The following is a 16,573-nucleotide window of genomic DNA, read 5'->3' as shown; positions in this document are numbered from 1 at the left end:
TAAAATGTTCCACGTGGAACAATATTAATTTTGAAGAAAATAATTTTACTTTTTGTATTGGTTTTTACCTTTCAATCTTGTTTTAGAATCCATAAAGCAAGAAGGATTGATAGCTACAAATTGTACGATTCAAGATTAAAGAACGGAGCAATTTCTTATGGGTTTCATTTAAATGCAAGTCGAATTTCTTTTTATCCTAAGGCTAGGAGATTTTTTCAAATTGAAAAAGATTATTTGCCAGAACCTTTTAAAACTAAAATTCTTTACCCGAAAGAAGAATTAGAGGTGAGTTTTTACTTGAGCTCAGATCAAGATAAAAAGATAGATTTATTCACTGCTATATTTAATTATGTGATAGGTTTTGAAGATGCAATTGAAAGCGATCATATATCAAAAGATGGAGATGATGTTTATAATTATGTTTACGTAAAAGTGAAAGATTTGCAGGGTAAAGATGTATTTTCTGAAGATGATGATCGTAGAAAAGCTGTGCTTAAAAAGCTTAATGATTTTAGATATTATCTTAATTAGAAATTTAAAATCAACTAATTTTGAAGAAAATAATTTTACTTTTTATATTAGTTTTTACATTTCAATCTTGTTTTAGAATACATAAAGCAAGAAGGATTGAAGCCTACGAAATTATTCAACCAAAATACGAAACTAGCTTATCAAATTACGCTTTTGAGTTTACAGGAAGTAAAGATAGATTTGAAGATAAAACAAAAAGTTTTTTTAATATAAAAGAAGACTATTTGCCTTTTTCTTTTATAACCAAAGAATTATATAGTAAAGAAGAATTGACCGTTTATATATATTTTAGCTCTGATAAAGACAAATATATAGACTTGTTTAGCGGTATATTTTTTCAAGCATTGGGACTTAAAGAAGATAAAAAACGTGATGATGTTGTTAAAAAAGAAGTTTATAAGTACATCAATATTCAAGTGACCGATAAAGATGGAAAAGATGTATTGATAGAAAATTCACTACGACAGAAATCTGTAATTGAAAAATTAACTAACTATAATAGGATTATTAATTAATGACATATATTAATTCTACTTCTCAGGTATATATTTCCTGTAAAGATCATACAGTTTCTAATGAAAATTTTGAATTGGTTTGGAATGATCATCAGGATATTTTAATTACACAGCCACAACCAAGCTTAGAGAGTCTTCCTAAATACTACCAAAGTGAAGATTACATTTCGCATACAGATGCTTCTAAAAACTTTTCTGATAAACTTTATCAAGGCGTTAAAAATGTAATGCTTCAAAAAAAAGTGAAACTAATAAATTCATTAGTTAAACATTCAGATAAAAGTTTATTAGATGTTGGAGCCGGAACGGGAGATTTCTTAAAAACGGCTAAGCTAAAAAATTGGAAGGTTAGGGGAGTAGAGCCAAATGCACAGGCAAGAAAATTAGCAAAAGAAAAAACAATTAATTTAGTAGAAGATATTTCTTTACTTTCTTCAATAGATACATATGATGTGATTACGCTTTGGCATGTGTTAGAACACATTCCAGATTTAGAAAATCAGCTGGAGAAGTTTCATTATTTATTAAATAGTAATGGTTACCTAATAATTGCTGTACCAAATTTTAAAAGTTATGATGCACAACACTATCAAGAGTTTTGGGCAGCTTATGATGTGCCGCGACATCTTTGGCATTTTTCTAAAGAAGGAATACAGCGCTTAATGAAAAACCATAATTTCAAATTGCAAAATACTTTACCTTTAATTTTTGACTCCTATTATGTAAGTCTACTTTCAGAAAAATATAAAACAGGAAGTTCTAATTATTTAAAAGCTTTTCGAGTAGGTTTAACGAGCAACCTTAAAGCAAAATCTACAAAAGAATATTCTAGCCATATTTACGTCTTCAAGAAATATTAAAACTTATTTATAGGCTTTTTAACGAACTTTTATTGACGAAACAATCTATGAGCTAAAGATTTAAATAAAACTAATTAGAAGACTTTAAATTAAGTTATTTTTGATAGTTTTATTTTATTACAATTAAAATAACATAGATTTTTATAATAGTTGAAATAATTATTATTTTTTCAAAATAGTTCTTACTTTCGCAACACTAATTATAAAATTGAAAAAGATGAAAAAAATTGCATTGGTAATCTTTGGCGCAGCTATACTTACTTCTTGTGATCAAGATAAAACTGCTTACGTAGATAATACAATTTTGATTCAAGATTTTAAAGAGATGAAAGAAACTGAAGCGATTTTTAATGAACGCTCAGAAAAACTTCAACGTAATTTAGATTCTGTAGCCAAAGCGTTTCAAGCAGAAGTTCAAGAATATCAAAGTAAGTCACAATCTATGTCTGCAGCTCAGCGTCAAGAAAAAGAACAAGAGTTAATGCAAAAGCAACAAATGTTATCTAGACAACAACAAATGCAAAGTGGACAGTTACGTCAAGAAAGTGATAAAATTATTGACTCTTTAATCACAAAAGTAAAAGATTTTGTAGGTGACTACGGTAAAGATAAGGGTTATACTTATATTTTTGGTTCTAACGAGTCTGCAAACATTATGTATGCAAAAGAGGGTAAAGACATCACAGACGAAGTATTAGAAGCTTTAAATAAAGAATACGGAGTAACTGAAACAAAAAAGACTGAAGAAGAAACTTCTACAGAAGAATAATATAGACTATTTATAGCTATCAAAAGCCCTCATTCGAGGGCTTTTTTTATGCTTTTTTATGAAGTAATCTCGTTAGTTTAATTGATAAATCTGTAAGTACCAGTTTAGCGTTTACATTACGCTCAATATGGTAAATGGCTTTCTCTAATTCTTCAGTAATTTCTATTATATTATTGCCGTGCACAAAAGGAGCAAATTTTTCAATTTGAAATCCTTTAGTGGCGGGTTCTAAATACACCAGTTTTCCTTGGGTATAATTTTGCATTAAGGCTTGTCTAAAGAAATTTTGACAATACAATAAAAAACGTTTTTGAGATTCTCTACCCACAGCAGCAATCTCTTCACTCCAGCTAATAAGGTCTCTTATAGAAGCCTTATTTCCTTTCGCTTTAAAAGCTGTTCTTACCCAAGCAATAAACCATTCTTCAAACAGTAAGTCATCATCGTCATTATGCAAAAAATGAAGAGCTGTATTGTAATTTCCTTGAGCTCTATTAGCGATTTTTAAAGCATCAGTAGAACTCGTATTATGATGTTCTTTAAGCGCGTCGGCAATCACTTGTTCACCTAATGGAGGAAAATGCAGTACTTGGCAACGCGATCTTATGGTTTGTATAATGTCTTCTTCGTTCTCTGCAATTAAGATTAATAAGGTCTTATTTGGAGGTTCCTCAATTAACTTTAATAGCTTATTGGCACAATCGGTATTCATCTTATCGGCACCCCAGATGATAGAAACTTTAAATCCGCCTTCATAAGATTTTAACGAAAGTGTTTTTAAAATTTCTGCCGCTTCATTAACTCTAATTTCTCCTTGCTGATTTTTAACACCTAGCGATTGATACCAATCATATAAACTTCCATAAGGATTTTCATTTACAAAATTTCGCCATTCTGTAATAAAATCGGTCGATTTTGGCTTAGAACTCGTTTTTCCGCTAATTACAGGGTAAGAAAAATGTAAATCTGGATGTTTTATAGAATTAAATTTTACATTACAAGACTGATTGCCATTAGTATTTTCTCCCTCAGTATTTTTACATAATACATATTGAGCGTAAGCAATAGCCATAGGTAAAGTACCATAACCTGTAGCACCTACAAATAACTGTGCGTGTGGTATTCTACCATTATCAGCAGTTGCGGTAAGATGCTTTTTTAAATGCGTTGAGCCTAGAATATTTTTAAATAACATACGCGGCGAAAATAGTTATTTTAGATTTATTTTGGTTGAATTTACTACACAAAGCAATAAATAATTAAATTTGAAAAAAACATATTTATGAAAACCATTGAAGACTATAATTTTAAAGATAAGAAAGCTTTAATCCGTGTAGATTTTAACGTGCCTTTAAACGACAAGCATGAAGTAACAGATGCTAACAGAATCGAAGCAGCCAAACCAACAATTACTAAAGTTTTAGAAGATGGTGGTGCTGTAGTTTTAATGTCTCATTTAGGGCGGCCAAGTGGCGTAAATGAAGAATTCTCTTTAAAACACATTGTCAACAAAGTTTCAGAAGTAATTGGTGTACAAGTAAAATTTGCTAGTGATTGCGTAAGCGAAGAAGCTTTTAAAATGTCTGAAGAATTAGAAAGCGGAGAAGTTTTATTATTAGAAAATCTTCGTTTCTATGCAGAAGAAAAAAAAGGAGATGAAAACTTCGCTAAAAAATTAGCTAAGCACGGCGATATTTATATTAACGATGCTTTTGGTACTGCACACAGAGCACATGCTTCTACGACTGTAGTAGCTCAATTTTTTGAAGATAAATGTTTCGGATATTTGTTAGCTAAAGAGATTAAAAGTTTAGATAAAGTATTACATTCTAAAGAAAAACCAGTAACAGCAATTTTAGGAGGAGCAAAAGTTTCTTCAAAAATTACAGTGATAGAGAATATTTTATCAAAAGTAGATAATCTAATCATTGGTGGTGGTATGGCTTATACGTTTATAAAAGCGCAAGGCGGTAAAATAGGAGATTCTTTAGTAGAAGACGATAAACTAGAACTTGCACTTTCTATTTTGAAAAAAGCAAAAGAGCAAAACACCAATATTGTACTTCCTGTAGATTGTGTAATTGCCGATAAATTTGATGCTGAAGCAAATAAAGACACTGCTGCTATCGATAGTATTCCTGACGGTTGGATGGGCTTAGATGCAGGACCAAAGTCATTAGAAAACCTTAAACAAGTAATTTTAGATTCTAAAATTATTTTATGGAACGGTCCATTAGGTGTTTTTGAAATGGAAGCTTTTGCAAAAGGTACCATTGCCGTAGGTAATTTTGTTGCCGAAGCTACTAAAAACGGAGCTTTCTCTTTAGTAGGAGGTGGTGATAGCGTTGCGGCAGTAAAGCAATTTGGTTTTGAAGATAAGGTAAGTTATGTTTCTACCGGAGGTGGTGCGATGTTAGAATTACTAGAAGGAAAATCTTTGCCAGGTATTGCAGCTATAGAAAAAGCTTAGGCATTATTTTTGATTCAATTTACTATAACACCTATACTAATTCTTAATAAATAAAGTTTTAGTATAGGTGTTGTTATACCCTAATATTAAGTACAAAAGAAAAAATATGAAGATTAAAAATGTTGTTTTAGGAATTTCTTTAATTACCGGAGTGGCGTTTGCACAAACTCCAGAAAAAAAGAAAGACTCTGTTGCTTTAGTGGTTAAAGAAAATCAAGAAGAAATAGATTTTACCAAAAAAGTAGAGCGACATCCAGGTTTTGATCGTGTGATTGAAGCAAAATTTACAGCATTTTCTCCTTCTTCAAGTTTTTTAAATGAAAATGTTTTATTTGGGTTAAGAGATTACCACCAACCTGCGCTTATCGATTCTATTTGGCAACAAACGCTTTTAGATTCTAATTTATACGATGAGATGCAAAAAAGTATTGAAAACATACCTTATAACGATACGGTTAATAAAGTTATTTCTACAGAGCTTTTAAAAGAACGTTTAGCAAAGCTTAACGCAAAAACACCGTTTCATGTTACCTATAACGAATCTTTAGAAAGCGTTATTCAGTATTATCTAAAACGCAATAAAAAATCGATGGAACGATTAATGTCTTTGGGACAATATTATTTTCCATTATTTGAAGAAAAACTAGATAAATATGATATTCCTTTAGAAATAAAATATTTAGCCATTGTTGAATCGGCACTAAACCCAACAGCAAAATCTAGAGTAGGAGCAACGGGACTTTGGCAATTTATGTTTGCCACCGGTAAAATGCATGGCTTAGATGTAAGTAGTTATGTAGACGAGCGTATGGATCCCGTATTAGCCACAGAGGCAGCTTGTAAATATTTATCTAATTTATACAATACATTTGGTGATTGGGATTTGGCGTTAGCATCCTATAACTCTGGTCCTGGTAATGTTTCAAAAGCCATAAGACGTAGCGGCGGTAAAAAAGATTATTGGGAACTTCGCAACTATTTACCAAGAGAAACAGCAGGCTATGTACCCGCATTTTTAGCCACCATGTATTTATTTGAATATGCAGACGAGCACGGTTACCAACCCTACCAGCCAAAAATCACCTATTTTGAAACCGATACCATAAAAGTAAAACAATTAATTAAGTTTGATCAAATTACAAGAGTAACCAATATTGATACTGAACTATTAGAGTTTCTAAATCCTAGTTATAAGTTAAATATCATTCCTTATATTGAAGATGAAGAATATTACATAAGATTACCTTTAGTAGAAACCGGAATTTTTGTAGCTAATGAAAACCTTATTTACAATTATGCCGAAGAAGCTATCTTAGCTGAAGCTGAAGAGAAATCTTTACCGAAGTATTATGAAGCCGATGATAAAATTAGATATCGTGTACGTTCGGGAGATTATTTAGGGAAAATTGCAGAGCGATATGGGGTAGGAGTAAGCAAAATAAGAGGATGGAATAACATGCGAAATAACAACATTAGAGTAGGGCAATACTTAACCATTTATCCTAAAAAACCTGTTGCCACGAATCCTGTTGATATTAAAAAGTCAAAATCAACAAATAAAAATTCTGAAAAGTATTATATTGTAAGAAGTGGAGATTCATTGTGGAGTATTTCTAAGAAATTTCCTGGTATTTCTGTACAAAATATTAAAAAGTGGAATGATATTAGCAGTCACAAGTTAAAACCAGGAATGAAAATTAAAGTTTCTAACGGTTAAATTCACCAAAAGTTATACGCATGAAAAAAGTTGTCTTTTTATTTTTTACATTGGTTTCACTTGTAGCATGTAAAGATTCAAATAAGAAAAATCAAAAAATACTTTCAGAATCTTCAGGAAGGCTCAATAGCATTTCTATTGTAATCAATAATCAACTTTGGAAAGGAGAAGTTGGAGAAAATTTAAGAGCTAAACTTGCTGCGCCTATAGATGGTTTACCACAACAAGAGCCTTTGTTTTCTTTAAATCAAATTCCACCCAAAGCGTTTTCAGGTTTTGTAGCTAGAAATAGAACTTTTTTATACATTAAGAAAAGTCAACAAGCTAAGTTTGAAGTCGTAAAAGATACTTTAGCAAAGCCTCAAACGGGTATTTATGTGTATGGTTCAACTCCTTCAGAACTCAATAAAGTAATTAACGAACATACAGATAGTATCATTCAGACTTTTAAGAATACCGAATTAAAAGAGCAACAACGAAGAATTTCACATTCGTTAAAAAGTGATGAAAAATTAAAAGAAAGCTTAGGGGTAAGATTAAAATTTCCTACTGCTTACCGATATGCTAAAAATGAAGATGATTTTTTTTGGATAAGAAAAGACATTAAGCACGGTAGTATGGAAATTTTGGTTTACGAAGTGCCAATGCAAGTAATAGATAAAGATACCAACGTAATTGGTAATATTATAAAAATGCGGGATTCTATTGGAAACCAACATGTACCAGGCCCAAATGAAGGCAGTTATTTAATTACTGAAGAAGCTTATGCACCTTATTTATTTGAATCTAAAATAGACGGTAAATTTGCCTACGAAACTAAAGGTACTTGGGAGGTAAAAGGAGCTTTTATGGCGGGACCTTTTATTAACTATGCGGTAAGAGATGAAAAAAACAACCGTTACGTTATCTTAGAAGGCTTTGTATTTAAACCTTCTAACGCTAAGCGAGATCATATTTTTGAATTAGAATCAATTTTAAAATCTGCTAAAATTGAATAAAGAAAAAGCCCGATGAAATTTTCATCGGGCTTTTTTATTTCAAATGGTTTTAATAAGTAAACATTTATGAATGCTTATTATCTTCAACTTTTTTGTCAGTAGTTGGCTCTTCATCTTCTTTGGAGGCGTCTTTAAATTCCTTAATTCCGCTACCTAAACCTTTCATGAGTTCTGGAATTTTTTTCCCTCCAAATAAAAGTAAAATAACGACACCAATAATGATGTATTGCCACGCTCCAATCATTAATAAAATACCTAATGACATAATCTTTTGTTTTAGTGTAGTACAAACATAATAATTAAAATTTAATGTTTGCGTTAACATCTTAATAAATAAGCTTACAATAATAGATTATTCTATATTTGTAAAGTAATTAGGGACTATGGTTAAAAAGAAAAAAAGAGAAAAAAAGTTAGCAAAAAAGTTACTTCACAAGTATCGTCTAGTGGTTTTAAATGAAGATACTTTTGAAGAAAAATTTGCTTTTAAACTTACCCGTCTTAACGTGTTTGTTTCTGTAGGTATTTCGGTTCTTGTCTTAATTATTTTTACTACGCTTTTAATTGCTTTTACTCCTTTAAGAGAGTATATTCCAGGATATTCTTCTACAAAATTAAAAACCCAGGCTACTCAATTATTATTAAAAACAGACTCCTTACAACGCGTACTTCATCAGAAAAACGAATACTTCAATTCCATTAGAAAAGTTTTAAATGGAGATGTTACTGTTGAAGAAATTCAGGGAGATAGTTTAAAACCTAATTTACAACCAGTAGCTGAAGTGATTTTAAGTCCATCTAAAGAAGATTCTTTATTGCGGCAAGAAGTAGAACAAGAAGACAAGTATAATGTGATTGATGCCGCGGTAGATAAGACAGATTTTAAATTATTTCCGCCAGTAAAAGGTCAGATTACAGAAAGCTACAATCCAGAAGAAAATCACTTTGCGGTAGACATTGTAACTCCAAAAAACACTCCTGTAAAAGCAGCAGCAGAAGGTACCGTTATTTTTGCCGAATGGACTGCAGAAACTGGTTATGTTTTGATCATAGAACATCGCTACGGGTTAATCTCTGTTTATAAACACAATTCATCATTAGCGAAATCTCAGGGAGAATTAGTTAGAAAAGGAGAGGTTGTTGCTATGGTAGGTTCAACTGGAGAATTAACTACAGGCCCACATTTACATTTTGAACTTTGGAGTAACGGAAGACCCGTAAATCCTACCGATTTTTTAGAATTTGAATAATTATGAGTCTTAAATCTATTGCCGCTAAAATATTTGCTAATTATATAAAACACCAAACCAATAGGTGGGCAGCTCAACCTGTGGTAACTCAGCAAAAAGTATTTCAACAATTATTAAAACAAGCAAAAGATACCAAGTTTGGGCGTGATCATTATTTTAGTAAAATAAATTCTTTTAAAGATTTTGCCCAACAAGTTCCTGTAAGAGATTATGAAGATTTAAAGCCTTATATAAATAGAGTAGTAGAAGGTGAGGAAAGTATTTTATGGCCTGGTAAACCTCTTTATTTTGCAAAAACCTCTGGCACCACAAGTGGTGCAAAATATATTCCACTCACAAAAGAGTCGATGCCTACACATATTAACGGCGCAAGAAATGCTATCCTTAACTATATTTCAGCAACAGGAAAAACAGACTTTGTAGACGGAAAAATGATTTTTTTACAAGGAAGTCCAAAGTTAACCAGTAAAAACGGAATTCAGTTAGGAAGACTTTCTGGCATCGTAGCTCATTTTGTACCTTCTTATTTACAGAAAAACAGACTGCCAAGTCTGGAGACCAATTGTATTGAAGATTGGGAAGATAAGGTTGAAGCAATTATAGAAGAAACTTTACCAGAGAATATGACCGTAATTAGCGGAATCCCTTCTTGGGTGCAAATGTATTTTGAAAGAATTTATCAAAAAGCCGGTAAAAAAGTAGGAGAGATTTTTCCTAACTTTAACTTGTTTATTTACGGCGGCGTAAATTTTGAACCTTATCGTGCTAAATTTGAAAATTTAATAGGAAGAAAAGTAGATAGTATAGAACTTTTTCCTGCTTCAGAAGGGTTTTTTGCTTATCAAGATCAACAAGACCAAAAGGGAATGTTACTTCGATTAGATGCTGGCATCTTTTATGAATTTATTAAAGCAGATGAATTTTTTAATGAAAACCCTAAGCGTTTAACCATTGGTGAAGTAGAAAAAGATGTAAATTATGTAATGATCATATCTACAAATGCTGGATTATGGGCTTATAATTTAGGAGATACAGTCATGTTTACCAGTTTAAAGCCTTACCGATTGATTGTATCTGGAAGAATAAAACACTTCACCTCTGCTTTTGGTGAACATGTAATTGCTAAAGAGGTTGAAGCTGCTATGGGTGAAGCAACTAAAAAGTTTAAATTTCAGGTAGCAGAATTTACGGTCGCTCCACAGATTGATCCTGAAGAAGGATTACCATACCACGAATGGTTTATAGAGTTTGAAAAAGAACCTAATTCGCTAGAAGAACTTTCTTTGTTTTTAGACAAAAGTCTACAAGCTCAAAATAGCTATTATAAAGATTTAATTATAGGTAAAATTTTAAAACCTTTAAAGATAACGTCTGTCCAAAAAAATAGTTTTCAAGAATATATGAAATCTATAGGAAAACTTGGCGGACAAAATAAAATACCACGCTTAGCTAACGATCGTAAAATTGTTACAGCATTAGAAAAACTTCAGAAATAAAAATTATTATATATTTATCGCTCTATGAGTAATTTAATAAATACAGGAAGAAACAGAGCTCAAGAAAGCTCCAACGCTATTGAAAGAATGTACATCACGATGCGCCATCTTTTTAATAGAGGTTTTTATAAACCCATGGGAGTTTCAGGTGAAACATTACGGGAAGCTTTACTTATTTTAAGACCCGAAATTTACGGCTCTGTGGCAGATGAAAAACTAGAACTTCACGGACTTTTATATGTGATCGATAGATTACCTTTAGGGATAGAAGAATGTAGATACATTAATCTTACCAGTGATGAGGGTTATGGAGATTCACATTTTACCCCTATTGTTCCTCCTAAAAGAAGAAGAAATTGCTACCGTATAGACGAAGAGCAAATGAATATTGAAATTACCCGCGGGCGCTCAGAGATTTACGATATTTTAACCCACTTAACTTTCTTGTTTATCGAATCTCACAAGATTATGAAACGAGTAATCATCGATGAGGAAGGTAGCGTAAATAGAGATTGGCAAAAGTTAGAAGCTGCGGTAAAACAAAATGAACTCACTAAAGCAGAGCGAGAAATAGCTTTAACACATACAGCAAATATTTTAGGGAGAACTTTTAAAGAAGTCTCGCAAGTACATCCTTTATACAGTACACCAACTAATCCTGAGCGGTTTCTGAATATTATTTACAATTTAGGGAGTTTAGCTATAGATGAAGCTTTAGGTAACCATAAAAGAATTGTCACTTTTACTCCAGTATTAAGAGAACGCTTAGGGCATCATATTCATGGAGAAGTTTGGGCAGATAAAATTAAACAGACTTTATCTGAAAATGGACTTTTACAAAGACCGCTTCACATTATTAGTGCAAATATGCATAGTGTGATGAATACACTTTATGCTTCTATTGCCTTAAAAACAGAATTGAAAAAGAAACCTATTAATGCTATTTATGAAGAATTAAGTAATAGTGCAAGTGGAAAACTTCGTCAAAAAGTTACCAAAACCGCTTTAGATAACGGAATGATTTATATTGAAGATAAGAGCGGCGCTAATATTAATGTTCAGCTTTTTGATACTTCTAAAATAAATCACCCTGAAGAAAAATTCGCTACTTCAAAAGATGAAAATGCACCAGTAATTATTGTGATGGATTACGCATTTGGAGAACAAGCTTACGAGACTATAGACGAGCTTCTAAAGCCATTTGAATTGGGAGAAAAGAAAATTCATTTAGAAGTAGATTCTATCTCAATTATGGGGAAAGCAGGAATTCTTGAAGGTAGAAAAGGTGATATTATGATTCCTTCAGCTCATTTATTTGAAGGAACTGCAGATAATTACCCGTTTGAAAATGAATTGAAAAAAGAAGATTTAGAAGGTCAAGGAATCGATGTTTATGAGGGAGCTATGATTACTGTCTTAGGAACTTCGCTTCAAAATAAAGACATTCTTGCATTCTTTCATGATTCTACCTGGAATGTAATAGGCCTAGAGATGGAAGGTGCACATTACCAAAAAGCAATTCAGGCAGCCTCTAAGCTTCGAGGCAGTATCAAACCAGAAGTAAAAGTAAGATATGCTTATTACGCAAGCGATAATCCTTTAGAAACAGGAAGCACATTAGCTTCTGGAGGCTTAGGCACTACAGGAGTAAAACCAACTTATCTAATTACAGAAAAAATCTTAGAACAAATATTTAAAAATTAATGAGTCAGCATTCAAAAAATAACAACGAAGAAATAGATTTAGGTGATTTATTTCAATTATTTAAAAGAGGAATAAATTATATAGGAAATCTTTTTCTAAGGTTTATAGCTTTTTTATTAAGGCATGCTATAATTTTAATTGTATTAATAATCATTGGAGCTTTTGCTGGTTATTTTTTACAGAAAAATTCTGGAGTTTTAATAAAAACAGAAATGATTGTTGCTGCAGATTATGGTAGTCCAGAATATTTATATAAATCTGTAGAAGAGGTTAATTTTAAATTGAACAATAATGATGAAAAATTATATTCTAAATTAGATTTTAATGAAAGCAAGCCTTATTTATTATTAGATATAGATCCATTATTCGAGGTAGATGAACTTTCAAATGATCAACTCAAGTACTACGAGTTACTAAATGAATCTAATTTTTTAACAGAAGACAATAAAAGAGATGTAACCAATACTATTTCTAAGTTTTACAAGCTTACTTTAATTCATCCAAGAGATATAGATTCTAGTCATATTTTAAATGAAATTCTTAGTGTAATTAGAGATAATGACTATTACCAAAGCGTATATAAAATTCAAGCTAAGAAGAATCAATTTTTAATTAATTCTAATGAATTTTTAATCTCACAAATAGATTCTTTAATTAAAAATTACTCAAAAAGTAATACAATCAACATTCCTTCTTCCAATAATATTATAAGTAATGATTTAAATTTAGGTGAATTAATAGGCGACAGAAGTAACTTATTAGAAGAATTAGAAGTTATGTACGCTAAAAAAATCACCAATGAAGAATTTCTTAAAATAGTAGATTTAGGCAACCCTAGCGAAATTACAGATGTAAAAATCTCTTCTTATAAAGTGCTATTTATACCAATTTTACTTGTATTAGCTTATTTTGGATTAATCATATTTATAAAAATTGTCCGAAAGGCTCAAAAATTAAATAAATAATGAAAAAAATTCTAGTGACTGGTGGTGCAGGTTTTATTGGTAGCAATTATGTAAACTATCAAGTTAACAAGGGAGAAAATCATATTATCAATTTAGATAAATTAACCTATGCCGGAGATTTAGGTAATATTGAGAATTCTCATGCAGAAAATTATACTTTTATTAAAGGTGATATTTGCGATATAGAATTTATTAAAGACTTATTTAAAACCTATCAATTTGATGAGGTTGTACATTTTGCAGCCGAATCTCACGTAGATAATTCTATTTCAGATCCATCGGCATTTATAGAAACGAATATCACAGGAACTTTCAATCTATTACAAGCAGCTTATCAACTTTGGATGACAGCACCTTTTCAAACCAAAGAGAAGTTTCAAAAGGCTCGTTTTCTACATGTATCTACAGATGAAGTTTATGGTACTTTAGGCAACGAAGGGCTTTTTACTGAAGAAACACCATATGCTCCCAATAGTCCTTATAGTGCTTCAAAAGCTTCCTCAGATCTGTTAGTAAGAAGTTATTTCCATACTTATGGCATGCCAGTAATCACCACTAATTGCTCTAATAACTATGGACCACATCAGCATGATGAAAAATTAATTCCTACGATTATTAGAAAAGCACTACAAGAAGAAAATATTCCTATTTATGGTCAAGGCACTAATATTCGTGATTGGTTATATGTACAAGACCACTGTTACGGAATAGAATTAGCTGTTGCTAAAGGAAAATTAGGAGAAACTTATAATATAGGGGGACGAAATGAACGAAATAATCTATATATCGCAGAAAAGATATGTAATATTTTAGATGAAGTAAAACCACGTGAGTCTAATAAGTCTTATCGTGAACTAATTACGTTCGTAAAAGATCGTCCGGGTCACGATTTTAGATACGCTATAGATGCTTCTAAAATTGAAGATAACTTAGGTTGGAAAGCAGAAGAAACTTTTGAAACTGGTATTAAAAAAACAATTAATTGGTATTTACAGAAATATAGCAATTAAGCATGAAACCAATTAACCCAAAAAAATTGATATGAAAGGAATAATCCTTGCAGGCGGATCAGGAACTAGATTACACCCATTAACTATTGCAGTGAGTAAGCAATTATTGCCGGTGTATGATAAACCTATGATTTATTATCCGTTATCGACTTTAATGTCTGCAGGAATAAAAGATATTCTTATTATTTCAACACCAAAAGATTTGCCTTTATTTAAACAACTATTAGGCAATGGCAAAAAATTAGGCTGTAATTTTCAATATGCCGTACAAGAACAACCTAATGGATTAGCAGAGGCTTTTATTATAGGAGAAGAGTTTATTGGTGAAGATAAGATAGCTTTAATTTTAGGTGATAATATCTTCTATGGTTCAGGTATAGACACTTTACTACAAAGTAATATAGACCCTGATGGTGGCGTAATTTATGCCTATCACGTTCACGATCCCGAGCGTTATGGAGTAGTAGAGTTTGATGAAAATGGTAAAGCCATTTCTATTGAAGAGAAACCAAAAAAACCTAAATCACGGTATGCAGTTCCCGGAATTTATTTTTATGATAATGAGGTAGTTAATATTGCCAAAAACATAAAACCCAGTCATCGTGGTGAATTAGAAATTACAGATATTAATAATGCTTATTTAAAAAAAGGAAAATTAAGCGTAAGTATTTTAGACAAAGGCACCGCTTGGTTAGATACAGGTACGTTTAAATCGTTAATGCAAGCCTCTAATTTTGTAGAAGCTATAGAAGAACGTCAAGGCTTAAAAGTAGGCTCTATAGAAAAAGTAGCCTATAAAATGGGATATATCACTAAAGAAGAAATGATAGAACAAGTAGCATCGCTTCATAAGAGCGGTTACGCAAAAAATTTATAATAGTTAATATGCAAATAGAAAAAACATTACTTAAAGACTGTTTTATTATTAAACCAAGAGTTTTTGAAGATGACCGAGGCTCTTTTTTTGAAAGTTATAATCATGAAACCTTTAAGAAAGAAACTGGTTTAGAAGTAACGTTTGTACAAGATAACCAGTCTACTTCAAAAAAAGGAACTTTACGTGGTTTTCATTTGCAAAAAGGTGAACACGCGCAAGCTAAATTAGTTCGTGTGGTGAAGGGCGAGGTGATGGATGTAGTAATAGATTTACGTGATAATTCTGAAACTTATGGAAAAACGTTTAGCATCATTCTAAACGAACAAAATAACCAACAATTATTTGTGCCTAAAGGGCTTGCTCATGGATTTATTACCCTTTCAGCAGAAGCTATTTTTGCTTATAAATGCGATAATTATTACAATAAAGCATCAGAAAGTGGTATTATTTACAATGACAAAACTCTAAATATAGACTGGCATTTACCTAAAGAGCAGTTAATTATTTCAGCAAAAGATAAAGAGTTACCAACTTTTAAAGATTTTAGTAATTCATGAAAATTCTCGTAACAGGAGCCAATGGGCAACTAGGACAATGCTTAAAAAAACAATCTTCTAATTTTTTAAATTTAGAATTAAATTTTTTTTCTTCTTCAAACTTAGACATCACTAATTCTAAAGCGGTAAGCAACGTATTTAAAAACGGAAATTACGATTGGTGTATTAACTGTGCGGCTTACACCAATGTAGAAAAAGCAGAATCTGACTCTGAAAAAGCTTTTTTGGTGAATGCTGAAGCGGTAAAACAACTATCCAAAATTTGCCAAGAAAATGCGGTAAAACTTATTCATATAAGTACAGATTATGTTTTTAACGGCAAACAAACTTCGGCTTATAAAGAAACAGATACAGTAAACCCAATAAACATTTATGGGGCTTCAAAGTTAAAAGGTGAAGAATTTGTGCAACAAGAATTAGATGAATATTTTATCTTAAGAACTTCTTGGTTATATTCAGAATTTGGCCATAATTTTTTCAATAACATGCTAAAAAAGGCAAAAGAAAAAGAGGTAGAGTTAAAAATAACCACTGCACAAAGCGGTACTCCCACTAATGCTAACGATCTGGCAAGTGTAGCGCTTAAAATAATTTCAGAAAATAGAAAAGATTTTGGAATTTATCATTTCAGCAATGAAGGGGAAGCTACTTGGTATGATTTTGCGAAGGCTATTTTTACAAATTCAGATCTATTAAGTAAAGTAACATTAATAGCTTCTAATGAATATAAAACGATAGCCCAAAGACCAGTAAATAGTGTTTTATCAAAAGAGAAAATCAAAAAGAATTTACAAGTAACCATACCTACTTGGCAGCATAGTTTATTAGATTTGCAAAAATCTATATAAAAAATT

At 31.3% G+C, this 16,573-nt stretch carries 17 protein-coding genes; 15 read left to right on the top strand and 2 right to left on the bottom strand.

The window, feature by feature from the left end; translation table 11 throughout:
* The first annotated feature begins 30 nt into the window (after positions 1-30).
* The 4 genes from KW502_RS07035 (at position 31) to KW502_RS07020 (ending at position 2,675) form a co-directional block, all read left to right on the top strand.
* Positions 31-531: a hypothetical protein gene (locus tag KW502_RS07035; RefSeq protein WP_219039840.1), complete on the top strand. Its 501-nt coding sequence runs from the start codon at positions 31-33 to the stop codon at positions 529-531.
* A 20-nt stretch (positions 532-551) separates the two neighbouring features.
* A complete protein-coding gene (locus tag KW502_RS07030) occupies positions 552-1,046 on the top strand; it encodes a hypothetical protein (RefSeq protein ID WP_219039839.1) in 495 nt (164 codons plus the stop codon).
* The gene (locus KW502_RS07025) at positions 1,046-1,906 is read left to right on the top strand and encodes a class I SAM-dependent methyltransferase (protein ID WP_219039838.1); all 861 of its coding nucleotides are present in this window, start codon (positions 1,046-1,048) and stop codon (positions 1,904-1,906) included. Before KW502_RS07030 ends, KW502_RS07025 begins: the two co-directional genes overlap by 1 nt.
* A 217-nt stretch (positions 1,907-2,123) precedes the next feature.
* The gene (locus KW502_RS07020; protein WP_219039837.1) at positions 2,124-2,675 is read left to right on the top strand and encodes an OmpH/Skp family outer membrane protein; all 552 of its coding nucleotides are present in this window, start codon (positions 2,124-2,126) and stop codon (positions 2,673-2,675) included.
* 46 nt (positions 2,676-2,721) lie between these two features.
* On the opposite strand, the gene KW502_RS07015 is transcribed toward KW502_RS07020, so the two are convergent.
* Complete coding sequence (locus KW502_RS07015) at positions 2,722-3,870, bottom strand: DNA polymerase III subunit (RefSeq protein WP_219039836.1); 1,149 nt, start codon at positions 3,868-3,870, stop codon at positions 2,722-2,724.
* A gap of 87 nt (positions 3,871-3,957) precedes the next feature.
* Here KW502_RS07015 and KW502_RS07010 point away from each other — a divergent pair, with 87 nt between their 5' ends.
* From KW502_RS07010 to KW502_RS07000, 3 genes are all read left to right on the top strand, one after another.
* Positions 3,958-5,145, top strand: a complete 1,188-nt coding sequence (locus tag KW502_RS07010; protein WP_219039835.1) for a phosphoglycerate kinase — start codon at positions 3,958-3,960, stop codon at positions 5,143-5,145.
* Positions 5,146-5,251: 106 nt separating this feature from the next.
* A complete protein-coding gene (locus KW502_RS07005) occupies positions 5,252-6,862 on the top strand; it encodes a lytic transglycosylase domain-containing protein (protein WP_219039834.1) in 1,611 nt (536 codons plus the stop codon).
* 20 nt (positions 6,863-6,882) lie between these two features.
* On the top strand, positions 6,883-7,860 hold the full coding sequence (locus KW502_RS07000; RefSeq protein ID WP_219039833.1) for a DUF4837 family protein: 978 nt from the start codon (positions 6,883-6,885) through the stop codon (positions 7,858-7,860).
* Positions 7,861-7,924: 64 nt separating this feature from the next.
* Here KW502_RS07000 and KW502_RS06995 read toward each other — a convergent pair whose 3' ends face one another.
* A complete protein-coding gene (locus tag KW502_RS06995) occupies positions 7,925-8,125 on the bottom strand; it encodes a twin-arginine translocase TatA/TatE family subunit (RefSeq protein ID WP_219039832.1) in 201 nt (66 codons plus the stop codon).
* Between the two features lie 118 nt (positions 8,126-8,243).
* On the opposite strand from KW502_RS06995, the gene KW502_RS06990 reads away from it, so the two are divergent.
* The 8 genes from KW502_RS06990 to rfbD are packed head-to-tail and all read left to right on the top strand — an operon-like array spanning position 8,244 to position 16,567.
* Complete coding sequence (locus tag KW502_RS06990) at positions 8,244-9,110, top strand: M23 family metallopeptidase (RefSeq protein ID WP_219039831.1); 867 nt, start codon at positions 8,244-8,246, stop codon at positions 9,108-9,110.
* 2 nt (positions 9,111-9,112) lie between these two features.
* Positions 9,113-10,606 carry a GH3 auxin-responsive promoter family protein gene (locus tag KW502_RS06985; protein ID WP_219039830.1) on the top strand — a complete coding sequence of 498 codons (1,494 nt, stop codon included), beginning with the start codon at positions 9,113-9,115 and terminating at the stop codon, positions 10,604-10,606.
* A gap of 24 nt (positions 10,607-10,630) precedes the next feature.
* A complete protein-coding gene (locus KW502_RS06980) occupies positions 10,631-12,310 on the top strand; it encodes a DUF6909 family protein (RefSeq protein WP_219039829.1) in 1,680 nt (559 codons plus the stop codon).
* Positions 12,310-13,275, top strand: coding sequence for a hypothetical protein (locus KW502_RS06975; protein WP_219039828.1), 966 nt, complete (start codon positions 12,310-12,312; stop codon positions 13,273-13,275). Before KW502_RS06980 ends, KW502_RS06975 begins: the two co-directional genes overlap by 1 nt.
* Positions 13,275-14,285, top strand: coding sequence for a dTDP-glucose 4,6-dehydratase (gene rfbB, locus KW502_RS06970; protein ID WP_219039827.1), 1,011 nt, complete (start codon positions 13,275-13,277; stop codon positions 14,283-14,285). The genes KW502_RS06975 and rfbB overlap by 1 nt, the downstream gene beginning before the upstream one ends.
* Before the next feature lie 31 nt (positions 14,286-14,316).
* Positions 14,317-15,162: a glucose-1-phosphate thymidylyltransferase RfbA gene (rfbA, locus tag KW502_RS06965; protein WP_219039826.1), complete on the top strand. Its 846-nt coding sequence runs from the start codon at positions 14,317-14,319 to the stop codon at positions 15,160-15,162.
* 8 nt (positions 15,163-15,170) lie between these two features.
* Positions 15,171-15,719, top strand: coding sequence for a dTDP-4-dehydrorhamnose 3,5-epimerase (gene rfbC, locus KW502_RS06960; protein WP_219039825.1), 549 nt, complete (start codon positions 15,171-15,173; stop codon positions 15,717-15,719).
* On the top strand, positions 15,716-16,567 hold the full coding sequence (gene rfbD / locus KW502_RS06955) for a dTDP-4-dehydrorhamnose reductase (protein WP_219039824.1): 852 nt from the start codon (positions 15,716-15,718) through the stop codon (positions 16,565-16,567). Before rfbC ends, rfbD begins: the two co-directional genes overlap by 4 nt.
* Positions 16,568-16,573: the final 6 nt, after the last annotated feature.

This window comes from Mesonia aestuariivivens (assembly GCF_019311235.1).
Taxonomy (GTDB): domain Bacteria; phylum Bacteroidota; class Bacteroidia; order Flavobacteriales; family Flavobacteriaceae; genus Mesonia; species Mesonia aestuariivivens.
This window is presented reverse-complemented; position numbering and strand designations above follow the sequence as displayed.

What these genes read in the sequence shown, in the direction of transcription:
- KW502_RS07015 (WP_219039836.1), bottom strand. Translation starts at nt 3,870, where the DNA reads ATGTTATTTAAAAATATTCTAGGCTCAACGCATTTAAAAAAGCATCTT.
- KW502_RS07025 (WP_219039838.1), top strand. Translation starts at nt 1,046, where the DNA reads ATGACATATATTAATTCTACTTCTCAGGTATATATTTCCTGTAAAGAT.
- KW502_RS07020 (WP_219039837.1), top strand. Translation starts at nt 2,124, where the DNA reads ATGAAAAAAATTGCATTGGTAATCTTTGGCGCAGCTATACTTACTTCT.
- KW502_RS06980 (WP_219039829.1), top strand. Translation starts at nt 10,631, where the DNA reads ATGAGTAATTTAATAAATACAGGAAGAAACAGAGCTCAAGAAAGCTCC.
- KW502_RS06995 (WP_219039832.1), bottom strand. Translation starts at nt 8,125, where the DNA reads ATGTCATTAGGTATTTTATTAATGATTGGAGCGTGGCAATACATCATT.
- rfbA (WP_219039826.1), top strand. Translation starts at nt 14,317, where the DNA reads ATGAAAGGAATAATCCTTGCAGGCGGATCAGGAACTAGATTACACCCA.
- KW502_RS06990 (WP_219039831.1), top strand. Translation starts at nt 8,244, where the DNA reads ATGGTTAAAAAGAAAAAAAGAGAAAAAAAGTTAGCAAAAAAGTTACTT.
- KW502_RS06985 (WP_219039830.1), top strand. Translation starts at nt 9,113, where the DNA reads ATGAGTCTTAAATCTATTGCCGCTAAAATATTTGCTAATTATATAAAA.
- KW502_RS06975 (WP_219039828.1), top strand. Translation starts at nt 12,310, where the DNA reads ATGAGTCAGCATTCAAAAAATAACAACGAAGAAATAGATTTAGGTGAT.
- rfbC (WP_219039825.1), top strand. Translation starts at nt 15,171, where the DNA reads ATGCAAATAGAAAAAACATTACTTAAAGACTGTTTTATTATTAAACCA.
- rfbB (WP_219039827.1), top strand. Translation starts at nt 13,275, where the DNA reads ATGAAAAAAATTCTAGTGACTGGTGGTGCAGGTTTTATTGGTAGCAAT.
- rfbD (WP_219039824.1), top strand. Translation starts at nt 15,716, where the DNA reads ATGAAAATTCTCGTAACAGGAGCCAATGGGCAACTAGGACAATGCTTA.
- KW502_RS07010 (WP_219039835.1), top strand. Translation starts at nt 3,958, where the DNA reads ATGAAAACCATTGAAGACTATAATTTTAAAGATAAGAAAGCTTTAATC.
- KW502_RS07000 (WP_219039833.1), top strand. Translation starts at nt 6,883, where the DNA reads ATGAAAAAAGTTGTCTTTTTATTTTTTACATTGGTTTCACTTGTAGCA.
- KW502_RS07005 (WP_219039834.1), top strand. Translation starts at nt 5,252, where the DNA reads ATGAAGATTAAAAATGTTGTTTTAGGAATTTCTTTAATTACCGGAGTG.